At 37.7% G+C, this 16,135-nt stretch carries 18 protein-coding genes; 11 read left to right on the forward strand and 7 right to left on the reverse strand.

Annotated elements, in window-relative coordinates:
* Positions 1 to 1,136: NAD(P)/FAD-dependent oxidoreductase (locus tag AWW83_RS08905; RefSeq protein WP_143713957.1), on the forward strand; the 1,136-nt coding region annotated here is incomplete at its 5' end.
* Between the two features lie 2 nt (positions 1,137 to 1,138).
* On the opposite strand, the gene rodA is transcribed toward AWW83_RS08905, so the two are convergent.
* From rodA to purN, 7 genes are read right to left on the reverse strand one after another with little or no spacing between them, the layout of a single operon-like run.
* The gene (gene rodA, locus AWW83_RS08910; RefSeq protein ID WP_092351005.1) at positions 1,139 to 2,362 is read right to left on the reverse strand and encodes a rod shape-determining protein RodA; all 1,224 of its coding nucleotides are present in this window, start codon (positions 2,360 to 2,362) and stop codon (positions 1,139 to 1,141) included.
* Positions 2,356 to 4,128, reverse strand: coding sequence for a penicillin-binding protein 2 (gene mrdA, locus AWW83_RS08915; protein WP_092351007.1), 1,773 nt, complete (start codon positions 4,126 to 4,128; stop codon positions 2,356 to 2,358). The genes rodA and mrdA overlap by 7 nt, the downstream gene beginning before the upstream one ends.
* Complete coding sequence (gene mreD / locus AWW83_RS08920) at positions 4,125 to 4,607, reverse strand: rod shape-determining protein MreD (protein WP_092351009.1); 483 nt, start codon at positions 4,605 to 4,607, stop codon at positions 4,125 to 4,127. The genes mrdA and mreD overlap by 4 nt, the downstream gene beginning before the upstream one ends.
* A 12-nt stretch (positions 4,608 to 4,619) precedes the next feature.
* The gene (gene mreC / locus AWW83_RS08925) at positions 4,620 to 5,456 is read right to left on the reverse strand and encodes a rod shape-determining protein MreC (RefSeq protein ID WP_092351011.1); all 837 of its coding nucleotides are present in this window, start codon (positions 5,454 to 5,456) and stop codon (positions 4,620 to 4,622) included.
* Positions 5,456 to 6,481, reverse strand: a complete 1,026-nt coding sequence (locus AWW83_RS08930) for a rod shape-determining protein (protein WP_092351013.1) — start codon at positions 6,479 to 6,481, stop codon at positions 5,456 to 5,458. The genes mreC and AWW83_RS08930 overlap by 1 nt, the downstream gene beginning before the upstream one ends.
* Positions 6,482 to 6,495: 14 nt before the next feature.
* Complete coding sequence (purH, locus tag AWW83_RS08935) at positions 6,496 to 8,034, reverse strand: bifunctional phosphoribosylaminoimidazolecarboxamide formyltransferase/IMP cyclohydrolase (RefSeq protein WP_092351015.1); 1,539 nt, start codon at positions 8,032 to 8,034, stop codon at positions 6,496 to 6,498.
* Positions 8,024 to 8,650: a phosphoribosylglycinamide formyltransferase gene (gene purN / locus AWW83_RS08940; RefSeq protein WP_200754001.1), complete on the reverse strand. Its 627-nt coding sequence runs from the start codon at positions 8,648 to 8,650 to the stop codon at positions 8,024 to 8,026. Before purN ends, purH begins: the two co-directional genes overlap by 11 nt.
* A gap of 178 nt (positions 8,651 to 8,828) precedes the next feature.
* Here purN and gcvPB point away from each other — a divergent pair, with 178 nt between their 5' ends.
* The 10 genes from gcvPB (at position 8,829) to fliF (ending at position 16,021) form a co-directional block, all read left to right on the forward strand.
* Positions 8,829 to 10,277 (forward strand): aminomethyl-transferring glycine dehydrogenase subunit GcvPB, encoded by a 1,449-nt coding sequence (gcvPB, locus tag AWW83_RS08945; RefSeq protein ID WP_092351035.1) that lies wholly within the window; start codon positions 8,829 to 8,831, stop codon positions 10,275 to 10,277.
* A gap of 146 nt (positions 10,278 to 10,423) precedes the next feature.
* Complete coding sequence (locus tag AWW83_RS08950; RefSeq protein ID WP_092351019.1) at positions 10,424 to 11,179, forward strand: hypothetical protein; 756 nt, start codon at positions 10,424 to 10,426, stop codon at positions 11,177 to 11,179.
* A gap of 14 nt (positions 11,180 to 11,193) precedes the next feature.
* The gene (locus tag AWW83_RS08955; RefSeq protein WP_092351021.1) at positions 11,194 to 12,213 is read left to right on the forward strand and encodes a KpsF/GutQ family sugar-phosphate isomerase; all 1,020 of its coding nucleotides are present in this window, start codon (positions 11,194 to 11,196) and stop codon (positions 12,211 to 12,213) included.
* Positions 12,210 to 12,746 carry an LPS export ABC transporter periplasmic protein LptC gene (gene lptC, locus AWW83_RS08960; RefSeq protein WP_092351023.1) on the forward strand — a complete coding sequence of 179 codons (537 nt, stop codon included), beginning with the start codon at positions 12,210 to 12,212 and terminating at the stop codon, positions 12,744 to 12,746. Before AWW83_RS08955 ends, lptC begins: the two co-directional genes overlap by 4 nt.
* Before the next feature lie 188 nt (positions 12,747 to 12,934).
* Positions 12,935 to 13,063: a hypothetical protein gene (locus AWW83_RS10165; protein WP_268761464.1), complete on the forward strand. Its 129-nt coding sequence runs from the start codon at positions 12,935 to 12,937 to the stop codon at positions 13,061 to 13,063.
* A gap of 14 nt (positions 13,064 to 13,077) precedes the next feature.
* Positions 13,078 to 13,509 (forward strand): flagellar basal body rod protein FlgB, encoded by a 432-nt coding sequence (gene flgB, locus AWW83_RS08965; protein ID WP_092351025.1) that lies wholly within the window; start codon positions 13,078 to 13,080, stop codon positions 13,507 to 13,509.
* Positions 13,506 to 14,003: a flagellar basal body rod protein FlgC gene (flgC, locus tag AWW83_RS08970; RefSeq protein ID WP_092351027.1), complete on the forward strand. Its 498-nt coding sequence runs from the start codon at positions 13,506 to 13,508 to the stop codon at positions 14,001 to 14,003. Before flgB ends, flgC begins: the two co-directional genes overlap by 4 nt.
* On the forward strand, positions 13,987 to 14,214 hold the full coding sequence (locus AWW83_RS08975; protein WP_092351029.1) for a hypothetical protein: 228 nt from the start codon (positions 13,987 to 13,989) through the stop codon (positions 14,212 to 14,214). Before flgC ends, AWW83_RS08975 begins: the two co-directional genes overlap by 17 nt.
* A gap of 3 nt (positions 14,215 to 14,217) precedes the next feature.
* Entirely contained in the window at positions 14,218 to 14,514 is a 297-nt protein-coding gene (gene fliE, locus AWW83_RS08980) for a flagellar hook-basal body complex protein FliE (protein ID WP_092351031.1), read from the forward strand.
* 19 nt (positions 14,515 to 14,533) lie between these two features.
* Entirely contained in the window at positions 14,534 to 16,021 is a 1,488-nt protein-coding gene (fliF, locus tag AWW83_RS08985) for a flagellar basal-body MS-ring/collar protein FliF (RefSeq protein WP_092351033.1), read from the forward strand.
* Positions 16,022 to 16,135 lie beyond the last annotated feature (114 nt).

The following is a 16,135-nucleotide window of genomic DNA, read 5'->3' on the forward strand; positions in this document are numbered from 1 at the left end:
GAGGGAGGAGGGGGGGAAAAAAGGGGAAGGAGGGAGGAGGGAGGAAGAGGGGGGGGGGAAAAGGGAGTGGGAAAGGGGGGAGGGGGGGAAAAGAAAAAGCCCGACAGGCGCAGCGGGATAGGGAAAGGGCGGTGGAGGAGCTTGGGGAGTGGATAAACGAAAAGAAAATTGAGTGTGATTACGAAAGACCAGGATTTTTCAGGGTTGCGACATCAAAAGCTTATGTTAAGAGAATCCAAAAGGAGATAAACTTGATGCGTTCTCTTGGGATTGAGGGGATAGAATGGATTTCATCTGAAGAAGTTAGGAAAGAAATTAACAGTCCTCTTTATCTCGGGGCGTGGTGGGAGCCAAGATGTGTTCTTCTCAATCCCGCGAAACTCGCGTGGGGAATTAGAAAATTAAATCTTGAGCTTGGTGTTAAAATTTTTGAGTTTTCACCAGTTTTTGAGGTTAAAAGAGCGAATTCTGGTTTTACGATAAAAACTGAAAAAGGAGAATTAACTTCTGAGAAAATTCTATTTGCGACAAACGCATTTTCTCATCTTTTCCCGCAATTGAGAAGAAAACAAGTTCCAGCTTTTACTTACATAGTTTTGACGGAGCCACTTGGTGATGAATTCTTTAAAGAAGTTGGTTGGAGAAATAGACAGGGCGTTGAAGATGCAAGAAATCTCGTTCATTATTACAGATTAGCGAAAGATAATCGTCTTCTTATGGGAGGTGGTGATGTTGGAGTTGGCTTTGGGAAAAATATGGATTATGATGAAAACGAGAAAATTTTCAACGAATTGAAAAATTATGCTAAAAAAGTTTTTCCGATTTTGAAAAATGTTAAGTTCACTCATCAATGGGGTGGACCTGTTTCAGTGCCACTTGATATGGCTCCAGCAATTGGCAAAATTGGGGATGAAAGAGCTTATTACAGTTTGGGCTGTGTCGGGCACGGCGTCTCACTCACAAATTTAAATGGCAAACTTCTTTCTGATTTATTGCTTGGAAGAAAATCTGAGCTAACGGAAATGTTCTTTGTTAATCGCAGAACAATACCTTGGCCACCTGAGCCAGTTCGTTTTGCTTTAAGTCACATAATCCGTGGGTATATGAGAATTGAAGATAAAATTCTTGACAGGTAATTTTAGTTTAATTCTCTTCTATTGGCGTAAAAATTCAGAAGAAGTCCGATCATTGCCATATTGACCCACATTGCAGAGCCACCATAACTTAAAAACGGAAGCCATATCCCGATAACCGGTGAAAGTCCGAGCGTCATTCCAATGTTTACTGCGATGTGAAAAATCCACATTGAGAAAATGCCAATTGCAACCAAACTTGCAAATTTTTGCTTTAACATTGAAGCAAGATTTATAACCCGCCACAATAAAATCAAATAAAGTGTTAAGATCACAACAGAACCGATAAAACCAAATTCTTCACTTGGAACGCAAAATATAAAATCAGTCCATTGTGCTGGGACAAATCTCAATTGTGTTTGTGTCCCTTTCATAAACCCTTTTCCAGTTAAACCGCCTGAGCCAATAGCAATTTTTGACTGTATAACATTATAACCTGCTCCAAGTGGATCGCTTGATGGATTCAGAAAAGTTGAAATTCTTTTCTGCTGATGTGGTTTCAAAACTTTGTGGTAGATATGTTCGCTTGTTAATCCAATTGTGAGGTTCAAAGCAATTATAAAAATTGTCAAAATTAAAGGTTTCCTCATAAGCAGAAATGATAGTCCAACAAGAATTGAGGTGAGGATAAAAATTTTAATGCTCAAAAACGAAGCAATTATCAAAATTATTGGAGCAATCAAGAGCATAATCCAGAAAACGGGAACGCCCGCCCAGAATATAATTCCAATGAAAATTGCACCAAAAACAATAGCTGTGCCAAAGTCCGGTTGAAGTATAGTTAGAAAAACAGGGATTGCGATGAGAATTCCGGCAATGAATAAAGTCAATGGATTTTCCGGCTCAACATTTCTCCTTGATAGAAAATATGCAAGGATCAAAATGCTTGTGAATTTTGCAAGTTCAGAGGGTTGAAATTGAAATTTCCCGATTTGAATCCACGATTCTGAGCCCGAGATTTTCTTTCCGACGAAAAGAACAACAATGAGAAAGACGATTGAAATTAAATAGAGCCAGACGGTTAAATCTGTTAATCTTTGAACTGGGAAGAAATAGAAAAAAACCGCTATGATTAAACCGCTAAAGATCCAGAGCAAGTGTTTGATGAAAATTGATGTTTGTCCGGGAAGTTTTGTTGCGCTGTAAATTGAAATTATGCTGATTATTATCAAACAAAGAAACGGGGCAAGGATTTTAAAGTCAATTTTGTCGCTTATTCCTCTTACCATTTTGCAAGTTTAAATTCGGTTTTTTGGTTTTTGATTTCAAAATATTTTTTGACTATTTCTCTTGCCATTGGAGCAGCTACAGCACCGCCAAAACCAGCGTTTTCAACTATTATAGCGAATGCTATTTCAGGGTTTTCATACGGAGCGAAGCCAATGAACCAAGCGTGGTCATTGCCGTGTGGATTTTGTGCAGTTCCAGTTTTCCCTGCTACATTTATACCTTCAACTTTTGCTGCTTTGCCCGTTCCAGATGGACTATTGACAACCAGATACATTGCTTCTCTGACTATTTCAAAAGTTTTTTCAGAGACGGGAATTTCTCTTGTGTAGTATGAGAGTTCTTCAACTTTTCCGGTTTTTTTGTTGATTATTTTTTTAACAAGGTGTGGCTGGTGATATTTTCCGGAGTTTGCCAGAGCCATCGCATAGCATGCCATCTGAAGTGGGGTTGCACTTATTTCACCTTGACCAATTGCTAAACTTATCAAATACCCCTTTGTCCATTTATTAACACCATAAATTTTGTTGAAGTATTCTGTTGACGGCAGAATTCCGCCAAGTTCTTCGGGCAAATCAATTCCCGTTTTCCTTCCGAAGCCAAATAGCCACCCATATTTTGACCAGTCATCAAAGTTAACTTTGAGCATTAAATTGTAAAAATAGACATTGCAAGAGACCTCAATTGCTTTTGTTAAGTTGACCCAGCCGTGTCCGTGACTTGTGTGACATTTAAAAATTTTGTTCCCGTAGACAAAATATCCCGGACAATAAACTTTCCAATTTAAATCAACAGCTCCTGTTTCAAGCGCTGTGATGGCAAGTATCATTTTGAAAGTTGAACCAGGAGAATAAAGCCCTGATATAGCTCTATTAAGCAATGGTTTTTTAGGGTCGGAATTAAGCAAGTTCCATAACTCAATCGGCGTGTAGCCACTTAACATAGTTAAATCGTAATTTGGCTTGCTCACCATCGCAAGTATTTCCCCATTTCTCGGGTCAATCACAACGGCAGAACCAGTTTTATCACCAAAGAGTTGTTCTATGAAAGATTGTAATTCAATGTCAATTGTCAAAACCAAGTCAGAACCTTCAGATGGAGATATATCGTTTTGTCCATCGTTATATTTCCCGACAAATCTTCCAAGCGCATCAACCATTATGAAGCTATAACCTTTTTCGCCCTTTATCAGTGGCTCATAACTTTTCTCAAGTCCAGAGTGACCAATTTGATCGCCAGGTTTATATAAACCTTTGTAGATTGAAAGTTGATTTGGTGTAATTTCCTTAACATAGCCGAGGATGTGAGATGCAAAACCCGGATTTCTGTAATTTCTTTTATGTTCAACAATATAATCAACGCCTTTCAATTCATCTCTATGCTCTTCAATATAAGCAATTGCTCTCATCGGTGCATCACGACGGATTTTAACCTGTGAAAATTGCGATGGCGCACTTGAAAGTTTGTCAATTATGTATTTCTTATCAACTTTTAAAATTTTTGCAAGGGCATCAAGATTTTTAGTATCAAACTCGTTTGGTGTGATGGTAACTGTGTATGATGGGACATTATCAACAATGATTCTACCGTTTCTGTCAAATATCAATCCTCTTATCGGGTCGTGCTGTATGGTTCTTACACTATTGCCCTCCGCCTGTTTTTTATATTCAATGTCACGATGAAGTTGAAGGTCATATAAGCGAACGATGAAAAGCAGAAAAATTACCGAAAGAAAAACTTTTAAAAATTTTGCTCTTGAACCGTTCATACCATCCTCATTCTTTTTGATATTGTGAAGAGCGGAATTAATGATAAAATCGTTGTGTAAAGTGCACGGGCTAAAATTGTTTTTAGAATTTCAAATTCGCCAAATTCCTGTGCGAGTATCTCCGGGGAAAAATAAATCAAATTATTGATAAGTGAACAAAGCAAAACAATCCCTGGGAAACGGATTGTTTCAGTGTTAATTTCAATTTTCGTTTCGTTATAAAAATATCCAGCCACAAAGCCGGAAATTGTTTTTGCAAGAGCGGAAATCCCGGGCGTGAAATCAACAAAAAAATCAATCAACAAACCAGAAACGAAGCCAGCAATACTTCCGGCGATTTGACCGTTTTTCAAAGCGATGTAAACGATAAGAATTAACATCAAATCAGGTGGAACTTTTTCAATCGCTATCAAAGGGACGATAATCATATGCAGAAAAAGGATGATTATTCCAGCGACAAAATACCTGATGTATGCCATCACAAGCAAATTTTATTTTCCCATCATAGTTTGCTCAATTTCTTCCCTTTCAAAATCGTATTTGTATTTGACAATGAAAACTTCTTCAAGTTTCGTGAAATCAACGCTTGGCTTGATTTTTATCAATTTAAACAGACCCTGAACCGAATTATCTATTTCAGTTACAACCCCAATCTCAAACCCCGGCGGAAAGATTGTGCTGTATTCAGAAGTTACCACGACATCTCCAATTTCAACATCCATTGTTTTTGGGACATTTAGCATTGTTAGATATTCACCGCCATTCCATCCAAGTATTCCATCAACTCTGCTTCTTTGAATTTTTACGCTTGTTCTGAAATCTTTATGAAACAGGATCATTCCGATAGAATATTTTTTCCCAACTTTCATTATTTTTCCGACGACGCCGGATTCACATATAATTGGCATATTGACTTCAACTCCATCATCTAAGCCAGCATTTAGAACTATGTAATTATATGGATTGATTAGGGTTTTTCCGACGACATCTGCTGGGATAAATTCAAAATTGTTGTTTTTTTCTTTGAAGCCAAGAAGTTTACGCAATCGTATGTTTTCAAGTTTCTCCTCACGAAGTTGATTCAGTTCGTTCAAAAGAATTATGTTTGTTTTTCTCAATTCTTTGTTTTCCGCTCTCAAATTGTAAAGGTTTGGGATTACGCCAGTTATTGATTTTGAAATTCCAGCGACTTCAACAGCAATTTTGCTTATGAGGTGAGATTTATGCGATGTGTTTGAGAAAATTAGAAGCAGTGAAATAAGAACAAGAGCCGAAAGGATGAGGTATTCTTTTAGATGCTGTGTTATTTGCGAGAAAATTTTGAGCATCAATATCTCTGGCTTTTAATGAGAACTTTTGAATACGCTTCAAGATTTTCAAGAACTTTTCCAGCGCCACGGACTACTGCTGTCAATGGGTCTTCTGCTACATGGACGGGTAAGCCGGTTTCCATTCTTATTCTTTCATCAAGTCCTTTCAAAAGTGAACCACCACCTGTGAGCATTATCCCTCGGTCAAGTATGTCAGCAGCAAGTTCTGGTGGAGTTCTTTCAAGAGCAAGTTTTATCGCATCAATTATTGCAATTATCGGCTCGTTTAGGGCTTCGCGAATTTCAACGGAACTTACTTCAACAATTTTTGGAATTCCCGTAACGAGGTCGCGACCCTTAACTTGAATTGTTACTTCTTCTTCAAGTGGCATTGCTGAACCAACCTCGCATTTTATGTCTTCGGCGGTCCTTTCCCCGATTAAAATGTTGTATGATTTTTTGAAAAGTTGAATTATAGCGTTTGTCATTTCATCTCCAGCAATTCTAATTGATTCCTGCGTTACAATTCCTGATAAAGCAATCACCGCAATTTCCGTTGTTCCACCACCGATGTCAATTATCATATTTCCATAAGGTTCAGTTACATCAATGCCAATTCCAATTGCAGCAGCCATTGGTTCAGGGATTAAATGAACCTCTTTTGCTCCTGCATGTTCGGCGGAATCACGCACTGCTCTTTTTTCTACTTCTGTAACTCCACTTGGAACACTTATCACAACTCTTCTACTTGGAAACCAGTTAACATGGATTTTCTTTATGAACTCTCTTAGCATCCCTTCTGCCATTTCAAAATCAGCGATAACTCCATCTTTTAGCGGTCTTATCGTTTGAAGGTCTTTGTGCGTTCTCCCGAGCATTTCTTTTGCTTCACGACCTATGGCGACAATTTTTCGCGTGCTTCTATCATATGTCACGATTGACGGTTCATTTAAAACAATTCCTTTACCTTTCATCCAGATTAATGTGTTTGCCGTTCCAAGATCAATTGCTATGTCTGCTGTGAAAAGATTAAAGATTCCCATTTTCCTCACTTATTTTAGTGTTTAAAATGCCTTATTCCTGTGAAAACCATTGCTATGTTGTATTCATCTGCGGTTTTTATAACTTCTTCATCTCTAATTGAACCGCCGGGTTGAATTACTGCGGTTGCTCCGGCTTTTATTGCTTCAATTAATCCATCTGGAAACGGGAAGAAAGCATCTGATGCAACAACGCTTCCTCTTAAATCGTGTCCCATTTCTTTTGCTTTCATCAATGCGACTTTTGAAGCATCAACTCTTGACATCTGCCCCGCTCCAATGCCAAGCGTTCTGTCTTTTTTAGCATATACAATTGCGTTTGACTTAACATGCTTTACAACTTTCCAAGCAAATATCATCGCTTCCATCTCATCAACTGTTGGCTTTCTTTTAGTCACAACTCTCAAATTTAACGGCTCAAGATCAATGTTGTCAACTTCCTGAACCAAAACTCCGCCGATAATTTTTTTAAATTCTAAATCGGATTTTTTCAAGTCAATGTTTTTGTATCTTATCAATCTTCTGTTTTTCTTTCGCATTAAAAAACTTAACACATCCGATGGGAAATCGGGTGCGATTATAACTTCGGTGAAAATTTCATCAATTGCTATTGCTGTCTTTAAATCAATAGGTCTATTAAAAGCAATTATCCCGCCAAATGGGGAAACGGTGTCGGTTGCGAATGCTTTTTTGAAAGCTTCAAGCGTTGACTTTTCATCAATCCCAACTCCACATGGATTTGTATGTTTAACGATTGCACAAGCGGGCTTTTCAAATTCAAGAACAATTTCCGTTGCAGAACTTATGTCAAGTATGTTGTTGTAAGAAAGTTCTTTGCCGTGCAATTGTTCAAAGTAATTAAAAAAGTCACCGTATAGAGCTGACCTTTGATGTGGATTTTCGCCGTAGCGTAGGTTTTTAACCTTGTTTAAATTCAGATAAAAAATCTCGGGCAAAATATCTTCCGTATATTGTGAAGAGAAGAAGTTAGCAATTGTTGCATCATAATTTGATGTATGTTGAAATATCTCAATCGCAAGAGAAAGACGGGTTCTTTCGGATAGTTCGCAGTTGTTTGATTTTAACTCGGAAATTATTTGCTCGTATCTTCTCGGATTTACAATCCCAGCGACATATTTGTAATTTTTCGCAGACGCACGAAGCAAAGTCACACCACCGATGTCAATCTGCTCAATTGCATCTTCAATTGTTATACCGCTTTTTGAAATCGTTTGTGCGAAAGGATAAAGATTTACAACGACAAGATCTATCGGCTTGATGTTAAGTTTTTTAAGCTGTTCAATGTGTTCAGGATTGCTTCTATCTGCAAGGATTCCAGCCAAAATTTTCGGATGAAGAGTTTTAACTCTTCCGTTTAAAATTTCCGGGAACCCAGTTATCTCTTCAACTTTTTTGGCTTTTATTCCGTTTTGAACGAGAAAATTGTAAGTCCCACCTGTTGAAATTATATCTATGCCAAGATTTTGAAGTTCTTTTGCAAATTCAACGATTCCAGTTTTATCAAAAACGCTTATAAGTGCGGTTTCAATTTTCATCTTTAATTATCACCTTTCTTCCAGATACTTTGATTTTACCTTCAACGAATAATTTTATCGCTTGTGGATAAATTTCGTGTTCAACTTTTAAAACTCTTTCTGCAAGTGTCTCCGGCGTATCATCGTCTCTTACTTCAACTGCCCTTTGCATAACTATTGGACCGTGATCATATTCTTCATCAACGATGTGAACTGTGACACCGGTAATTTTAACTCCTGATTCAATCACCGCTTTATGAACATTTAATCCATACATTCCCTGCCCACCGAAAGCTGGAAGAAGCGCTGGGTGTATGTTCAAAATTTTGTTCGGATACTCTTTTATTATTTCGCTCGGGATTTTTTTCATATATCCAGCGAGGACGATAAGTTCAACATTTCTTGATTTGAGTTCGTTTAAAATTTTCTGGACATATTCTTCATCGCTTGAAAATTGTTTTCTGCTGATGTGTAGTGCGTCTATTCCGTTCGCTCTTGCGATTTCAAGTGCGCCTGCGTTTGAGTTATTGCTTATCACGAGCGAAATTTTTGCGTTCAATTTGCCTTCTTTTATGGCATTAAGGATTGCCATAAGATTTGAGCCACGACCAGAGGCGAAGACAGCTATATTCATTATTTGATTAAGCGAAATTTCGTTTTTCCGTTTAAATTTAATACTTGCTTGACAAATTGTCAAATTGACAAGATGTTTAAACTTAATTGTGCGACGAAGCCCGAAAATTGCAAAATTTTTATTTTCTTTTTAATTTTGCTTTTGAAAAGCACATCATTGCAAAAAAACAATGGATTTAAAAATGCCATCAAAGTTAATTTTTGAACTAAGTCGCCCCGGAAGAAAAGGTTACTCCCTCCCCAAAGTTGATGTCCCTGAAAAACACATTGAAGATTTAATCCCTCAAAAATTTCTACGCTCATCTCCTCCCGCTCTCCCAGAGCTAAGTGAAAATGAAGTTGTAAGGCATTACATACGACTTTCAACTTTGAATTATCATGTTGACAAGGGTTTTTATCCACTTGGTTCCTGCACTATGAAATATAATCCGAAAATAAATGAGGTCACTGCATCTCTTCCGGGATTCAGAGATATTCATCCGCATATGGATGATGAACTTGTGCAAGGCGCACTTCAAGTTATGTATGAACTTTCTGAGATGCTTGCGGAGATAACCGGAATGAAAGCGGTTTCTTTACAGCCAGCAGCTGGTGCTCACGGGGAATTAACGGGAATACTTATGATAAGAGCATATCACGAGAAGCGTGGAAATCCAAGGAAGAAAATTCTCGTTCCGGATTCAGCTCACGGGACAAATCCAGCAAGCGTGACGATCTCAGGATACACTGCTGTAAGTGTTAAGTCAAACGAATATGGGACGATTGATCTTGAAGATTTGAAATCTAAGCTTGATGAAGATGTTGCTGGAATAATGTTGACGAATCCAAATACGCTTGGAATTTTTGAAAAAGACATACTCAAAATTGAAAAGCTCATTCACGATGCTGGGGCTTTGATGTATATGGATGGTGCAAATCTTAACGCTTTGGTCGGTATAACAAGACCCGGGGATATGGGATTTGATGTTGTTCATTTGAATTTACACAAAACATTTTCAACACCGCACGGTGGAGGTGGACCTGGCTCTGGACCTGTTGCTGTAAGTGAAAAACTTATTCCATTTCTCCCTGTTCCAAGAATTGAGAAGAAAGATGGCAAATTCGTTTTAAATTATGACTATCCTGATTCAATCGGTAAAATTCACACTTTCTTTGGAAATTTCGGGATGATGGTTCGTGCTTACACATATATTCGCATGCTCGGAAGCAAAGGTTTAAGAGAAGTGAGCGAAAATGCCATTATCAACGCAAATTATCTTTTGAGCAGAATAAAGGATTACTTTGACAGACCTTATCTTGGGAAGCCACTTCACGAGTTTGTGGTTTCTGGAAGCAGATATAAATTTGAATACAATGTTCGCACGCTTGACATTGCTAAAAGAATTCTTGATTATGGTTTCCACGCTCCGACGATTTACTTCCCGTTGATTGTTTCAGAAGCATTGATGATTGAGCCGACGGAGACGGAGACGAAAGAAACACTTGATGCATTTGCTGATGCGTTGATTAAAATCATTGAAGAGATAAAAACTAATCCTGAAATTGTCTTAACAGCCCCACATACAACGCCCGTCAAGCGACTTGATGATGCCTACGCTTCAAAGAATGTAAATGTTTGTTTCAAAGAATAAACTTTCGCCCCCGGCTCGTTCGGGGGCTTTTTAAAACAATGATGCAATTGTTGAACTCCTTCCTGTTAATTTTTTTAAATTCGCTTCGCTTTGATTTTTCCCCTCCTCTTACTACATTTAATTGCAAAATTAAAAACTCTTTTAAAATGAATCCAAACGGTCAATTTCCAAGAAAATTAACCGAGCGAGAAATAGATTGGATTTTGTGGATGTTGCCCGAAGACAAACCCGGCTACAGAATTTATCATGAAATGATAAAAGAAATGGTAGTGATTGGCTACGGTAAATTTGAGCCAGACAATTTAATCCTCGGCTATCCCGGGGATAAGCCAGATGAAGAAGGATTTTATATGCCTGTAATTTCGCTTGGACAGATTGAGACGAAAGAGGCGAGAGTTCAAATTTCAATTCATAAGCCACATAAAAATCAAATTCAAGTTGACATAGTCAATTTAAACGCTGATTTCATTCCTGAAAAATTTACAGAGTTAAGAAGATGGAGTTATGCTCGCTGGACTCCGGGAGATGTTTCGCCAGCAACTGGGGAAAAAGTTCGTGAGGTAAAAATTTTTTCAAAGAGGGAGCAAAATTTAATTCTTGTTATAAGTCCATCTGATAAAAAAATCTGGTTGCACGAAATTGATTCCGGAATAAATTACATCATTCCTGTCACGAATTTTTTAAATGAACTCTTGAAGCGAAAGAAGGAAATCGTTGATAGAATTGGTGGTTTGAATGTTAATTTCATATTTGAAAACATTGGACGATTTTCGGATGCGGACATAAACAACGCTTTCATTTCGTATAGCAAGTTTTTCGCAAAAGTTGATGTCGGGAGTTATGAAGAAATTAAAGAGAAAAAAGGATTGTTTTCGCTTTTGAAGAGGAAGTTTAGAAAATAAATTTTTTGAAGCAAATGGAGAAAGAGCAAGTTTCAGTTGAGAAAGATGTGATTGAGATTGGGAAAAGGGTTATAAGAATTGAAGCCTCAGCTGTTGCGGAACTTGAGAAAAGAATTGATGAAAACTTTGTCAAAGTTGTTGACTTGATTTTGAAGTCAAGTGGAAGGGTGATAATAACCGGGGTTGGCAAATCGGGGATAATCGCAAGGAAAATTGTTGCAACGATGAATTCAACAGGAACCCCAGCGCTTTATCTTCATCCAGCAGATGCAATTCATGGTGATCTTGGGGTTGTGAGAAAAGAAGATGTTGTCATCTGCATCTCAAAAAGTGGAGATACGGTTGAGGTTTTAAGATTGATTCCAATTTTCAAAAGGATTGGCGTGCCGATAATTTCAATGGTTGGGAATTTAAATTCACAGCTTGCACGACTTTCGGATTATGTTTTAAATGTTGCAGTAAAAGAAGAAGCGTGTCCTTACAATCTTGCTCCAACTGCTTCAACAACTGCGACGCTTGCTATGGGAGATGCGCTTGCTATTGCTTTACTTGAAAAGAGAAACTTTACAAAGGAGAATTTTGCTTTATTTCATCCAGGTGGGAATCTGGGCAAAAGATTGCTTTTGAAGGTTGAAGAACTTATGGTCTCTGGAAAGGAAGTTCCAATTGTTCATACATCAACGCCTATGAAGGAAACAATTATTGAAATGACCTCAAAACGGCTTGGGGCTACGTGCGTCGTTGATGATGACGGCAAACTTGTTGGCATAATCACAGATGGAGATTTGAGAAGATTGCTTCAACGAACAGAAAATGTTTTTGCTTTAAAAGCTGGCGAAGTTATGACGAAAAATCCCAAGACGATCAAAAAAGATGCTCTCGCTGTAACCGCACTTCAACAAATGGAGACATACAATATCACACAGCTTGTGGTCATTGATGACGAGAGAATTCCAATTGGTATGATCCACATTCACGATCTTGTGAAAGCGGGTTTAAGTTCATCGGAAATAGATAACGAAGTTGAGCAATGAGATTGAAGTTTTTGATTTTTTCTTTTTTCATTTTTCTCTTTTTATCGTGTGAAGAAAGATTAAAGCCATCCATAGTTCAATTACCGCAAACGCAGATTCCATCGCAGGAATCGTGGAATGCGACAATTATTTTCAGCGATTCTGGTAAAGTTAGAGCAATTTTGAAAGCAAATCATATAATGGTTTTTCAGGATCAGGATATCACAATTTTAAATGAAGGTTTCAGAGTTGATTTTTACGATGAAAATGGCAAACATACATCTTATTTAATCGCTGATAGTGGAAGGGTCAATGAAAAGACGAAAAATCTTGAAGCATATGGGAATATCATTGCTGTTTCAGATGAAGGGACAAAAGTTGAAACAAGCAGATTGTTCTGGGATAATGAGAGAAATAAAGTCAGGTCAGATGCATTTGTGAGGGTGACATCGCCAAATGAGGTTCTTCAAGGTTATGGATTTGAAGCGGATCAGGATTTAAAAAATTATGTAGTTTACAGAGTAAGCGGACAGGCACGTGTTGAGGAAAAATGAAGCCGAATAATTCCATTCAAGGGGGATTAATCCAGCGTTGAACAATATTGTTCAGCAGTTGTTTAATATTCTTCATTTAAAGTTCGGGGCAATCTCATTTATGCTTTAAAATTTGCGATTTTGGAGTGGCATTTAATTTGCAATATGTTTTTTGTGAGTGATTTAAGAAAAAAATTTTGTTTGGCGCTATGAAAAATTTGATTTTAACTCTTGGCATTCTTGGAGTTTTGATTTCAATTTTTATGATTTTGGGGCGCAGAAAAAGCGAAGATTATTTTGAAGATGATGAGATTCATTTTGAATTATATGCACAATAAAAATAGGGCGTAAAATGTTGAAGGTTTTCCTTTTTAACAAAACAAAAATTCCACTTCTTGAAAAAGCCCTTGATGCGTATTCAATGCGACAAAAGGCGATCGCTTCCAACATTGCAAATATAGCGACGGTTGGTTATAAAAGAGTTGATGTTAAGTTTGAAGATGAGTTAAGAAAGAGTTTAAGCGCAGAGATGATAAAGGGAGTGAGAACGAATGAGAAGCATATTTCAATTGGGGCAAAAAATTTAAATGAGATTGAGCCAGAGATTGTGCGTGAGAATTCTTCTTATAATCCCGATCCACTTGCGAGCGGAGTGAATGATGTTGATATTGATTATGAGATGGTTGAACTTGCGAAGAATCAGATAAGATATAAACTTGTTGCACGTTTGATGGCTGAGTCGTTCAGGGGAATTCAAAAAAGTATAAAAGGAGGTAGCGTATGAAGATTGAAAAACTTTTCACTGCTTTTAACATAAGTGCGATGGGATTGAGCGCACAAAGAAAGAAAATGACCGCAATCGCTGAAAATATCGCCAATGTTGAAACAACGAGAACGGAAAATGGGACGCCATACAAAAGAAAAGTTGTGTTGATGAGGGCATCGCCAGAGAAAAATTTTGCGCTTGTCTTGAAGCGGGAGACAATAGGACTTGAGACGACAAATGAAAAACATTTTTATTCAAACGGCGCTGAATTTATTGAAGATGAAAATACTGTAAGAGGCGTGAAAACGGAGATAGTTGAGGACAATTCCCCTGAACGGCTCGTTTATAATCCCGAACATCCCGACGCAGATGAAAACGGTTATGTCCATATGCCAAATGTTAATATCATTGTTGAAATGGTTGATATGATTTCCGCAACCCGTGCTTATGAGGCGAATGTGACTGCTTTTAACGCTTCAAAAAACATAGCAAAAGATGCTTTGGAGATTTGATATGAGAGTTGAAGGAATAAATAATTTTTTAAGTGTGAATTTTGAAAATTTGAAAGTGGTTCGCCCTGTTGAAGTTTTAAGTAAGGAAGAGGTGGAATTTTTTGAGAAACTTTTCCCAGAAAATGTTGAGGAGATAAGAAAATACTGCTATTACAATTCGCAGGGGAGACAGGTTTACGAAACGGGAAAAATAATTAACAAAAAGATTTGAGCCATGCTTAAACCGGTTGAAATTCTCAATTCGGGTGAAATTATCGGTTCTGAGGTAAGACAGCGTGCAAAGGAGAGCGTGCAGAGTTTTCAAAGTGTTTTGAAGGAATTTATAAAAGATGTTAATGAACTTCAAAATCAAGCGGGTGAGGCGATTGAGAAAGCCGTAACAGGTGAGATAAGTGATATCCACGATGTTATGATTGCTGTTGAAAAAGCGAAGACAAGTTTTGAACTTTTGATGGAGGTCAGAAATAAGATGCTTGAAGCATATAAAGAGTTGATGCGTTTGCAGGTTTAAACAAAAATTTTAAGGTTTGATGAATTCACTTGCTCAGGTAAAAGAATTCTGGAACAAGTTATCAAGTGCTAAGAAAATTTTGCTCATTTCAACGGTTGTTGCATCAATCGTTGGGTTTGTCTTTTTAATCTCGTGGGTTCGGGAACCTGAGTATGCGGTTTTATTTTCAAATCTTGAAGCACAAGATGCGAGCAAAATAGTTGAGAAGTTAAAGGAGAGGAAAATTGATTATAAATTGAGCGATAACGGTCGCACGATACTTGTCCCAAAGCAAAATGTTTATGAGCTGCGACTTCAATTTGCTGGTGAAGGTTTGCCTAATTCAAGCATAGTAGGTTATGAGATTTTTGATAAAAGCAATATCGGGGTTTCGGATTTCGTTCAAAAGATAAATTATAAACGAGCTCTTGAAGGAGAACTTGCAAGGACAATTTTGCAAATTGAAGGCGTTGAAGCAGTAAGAGTTCATATCGTAATCCCAGAACGAACCCTTTTCAAAGAAGATCAAAAAGAGCCAACCGCTTCGGTTATTTTGAAACTCAAACAAGGCGCTCGTCTATCAAAAGAAAATGTTCAGAGCATCGCATATCTTGTCGCAAATAGTGTTGAAGGTCTTGAACCAAAAAATGTTACGATACTTGATTCGCGCGGGCGACTTCTTTCGGATGATTCAGGTTATGAACCGCTTGCAAAAATTAGCAGTAAGCAGTATGAGTTGAAGAAAAATGTTGAACAATATCTTGCTGATAAAGTTCAAAGCTTGCTTGATGGCGTCCTTGGTCCTGGAAATTCAATTGTAAGAGTTGATGTTGAACTTAACTTCACACAAGTTGAGAAAACAATTGAAGAATATGACCCGGACAAAACAGTTGTAAGAAGTGAGCAGACAACGCAGGAAAGGAGTAGCTCCGTTGATTCAACTTTTGCGAGCTCAAATTCACAAAGGACAAATACGATAACGAATTACGAAGTTAATAGAACAATGCAGAGAATAGTTGAAAGCGTCGGCAATATAAAACGCCTCTCCGTTGCAGTTCTCGTGAATGGAACATATAAAGTTAATGAGTCGGGCGGGGTTAGAAAAGTTGAATATATCCCAAGAGATGAAGAGCAAATTCAAAAGCTTACAGAGATTGTCAAAAATGCTGTTGGATTTAATCCCGATAGAAACGATCAAATTTCCGTTGTGAGCATTCCATTTGAGCCGGCGGGTGAAGAAATGGAATTCGTTTCAAAGGAAACTCAAAAGAAAGAATCGTGGCGTGATCTTGTTGAAAAGATAATCATCGGTTTTGCAATACTTGCTTCTGTTGTGTTAATCTTTTCACTTCTCGGAAGGTTAAAGGTAAAGAAAGAAATTCCAACGATAGAGGTCAAAGAGTTTCCACCGACGCAACCTCAGGTGACTTTGAAAGAACCCGAGCCGGTTATGGTTGAAGAGATTGAACCAGTTTCAGAAGAGGAAGTTGAACTTGAAAGATTGAAGAAGGATCAAATGAAGGAATAAGTAGCAGAATACTTTCGTGAAAACTCCGAGCAAGCAACAAGATTGATAAAAGTTTGTCTACTTGAAGAGGAGAAACCGAAAGGGCAAAGGCGTTAAATTTGAAATATGAAAATG

It is taken from the genome of Candidatus Chryseopegocella kryptomonas (genome assembly GCF_001536065.1).
GTDB lineage: Bacteria > Bacteroidota > Ignavibacteria > Kryptoniales > Kryptoniaceae > Kryptonium > Kryptonium kryptomonas.

Excerpts from the sequence above, each read along its gene's own strand:
- purH (WP_092351015.1), bottom strand. The coding sequence starts at position 8,034 with ATGAAAATTGAAACCGCACTTATAAGCGTTTTTGATAAAACTGGAATC.
- gcvPB (WP_092351035.1), top strand. The coding sequence starts at position 8,829 with ATGCCATCAAAGTTAATTTTTGAACTAAGTCGCCCCGGAAGAAAAGGT.
- AWW83_RS08930 (WP_092351013.1), bottom strand. The coding sequence starts at position 6,481 with ATGGGAATCTTTAATCTTTTCACAGCAGACATAGCAATTGATCTTGGA.
- fliE (WP_092351031.1), top strand. The coding sequence starts at position 14,218 with ATGCTTAAACCGGTTGAAATTCTCAATTCGGGTGAAATTATCGGTTCT.
- AWW83_RS08975 (WP_092351029.1), top strand. The coding sequence starts at position 13,987 with ATGCTTTGGAGATTTGATATGAGAGTTGAAGGAATAAATAATTTTTTA.
- AWW83_RS10165 (WP_268761464.1), top strand. The coding sequence starts at position 12,935 with ATGAAAAATTTGATTTTAACTCTTGGCATTCTTGGAGTTTTGATTTCA.
- fliF (WP_092351033.1), top strand. The coding sequence starts at position 14,534 with ATGAATTCACTTGCTCAGGTAAAAGAATTCTGGAACAAGTTATCAAGT.
- lptC (WP_092351023.1), top strand. The coding sequence starts at position 12,210 with ATGAGATTGAAGTTTTTGATTTTTTCTTTTTTCATTTTTCTCTTTTTA.
- mreC (WP_092351011.1), bottom strand. The coding sequence starts at position 5,456 with ATGCTCAAAATTTTCTCGCAAATAACACAGCATCTAAAAGAATACCTC.
- flgC (WP_092351027.1), top strand. The coding sequence starts at position 13,506 with ATGAAGATTGAAAAACTTTTCACTGCTTTTAACATAAGTGCGATGGGA.
- rodA (WP_092351005.1), bottom strand. The coding sequence starts at position 2,362 with ATGGTAAGAGGAATAAGCGACAAAATTGACTTTAAAATCCTTGCCCCG.
- mreD (WP_092351009.1), bottom strand. The coding sequence starts at position 4,607 with ATGGCATACATCAGGTATTTTGTCGCTGGAATAATCATCCTTTTTCTG.
- AWW83_RS08955 (WP_092351021.1), top strand. The coding sequence starts at position 11,194 with ATGGAGAAAGAGCAAGTTTCAGTTGAGAAAGATGTGATTGAGATTGGG.
- flgB (WP_092351025.1), top strand. The coding sequence starts at position 13,078 with ATGTTGAAGGTTTTCCTTTTTAACAAAACAAAAATTCCACTTCTTGAA.
- AWW83_RS08950 (WP_092351019.1), top strand. The coding sequence starts at position 10,424 with ATGAATCCAAACGGTCAATTTCCAAGAAAATTAACCGAGCGAGAAATA.
- mrdA (WP_092351007.1), bottom strand. The coding sequence starts at position 4,128 with ATGAACGGTTCAAGAGCAAAATTTTTAAAAGTTTTTCTTTCGGTAATT.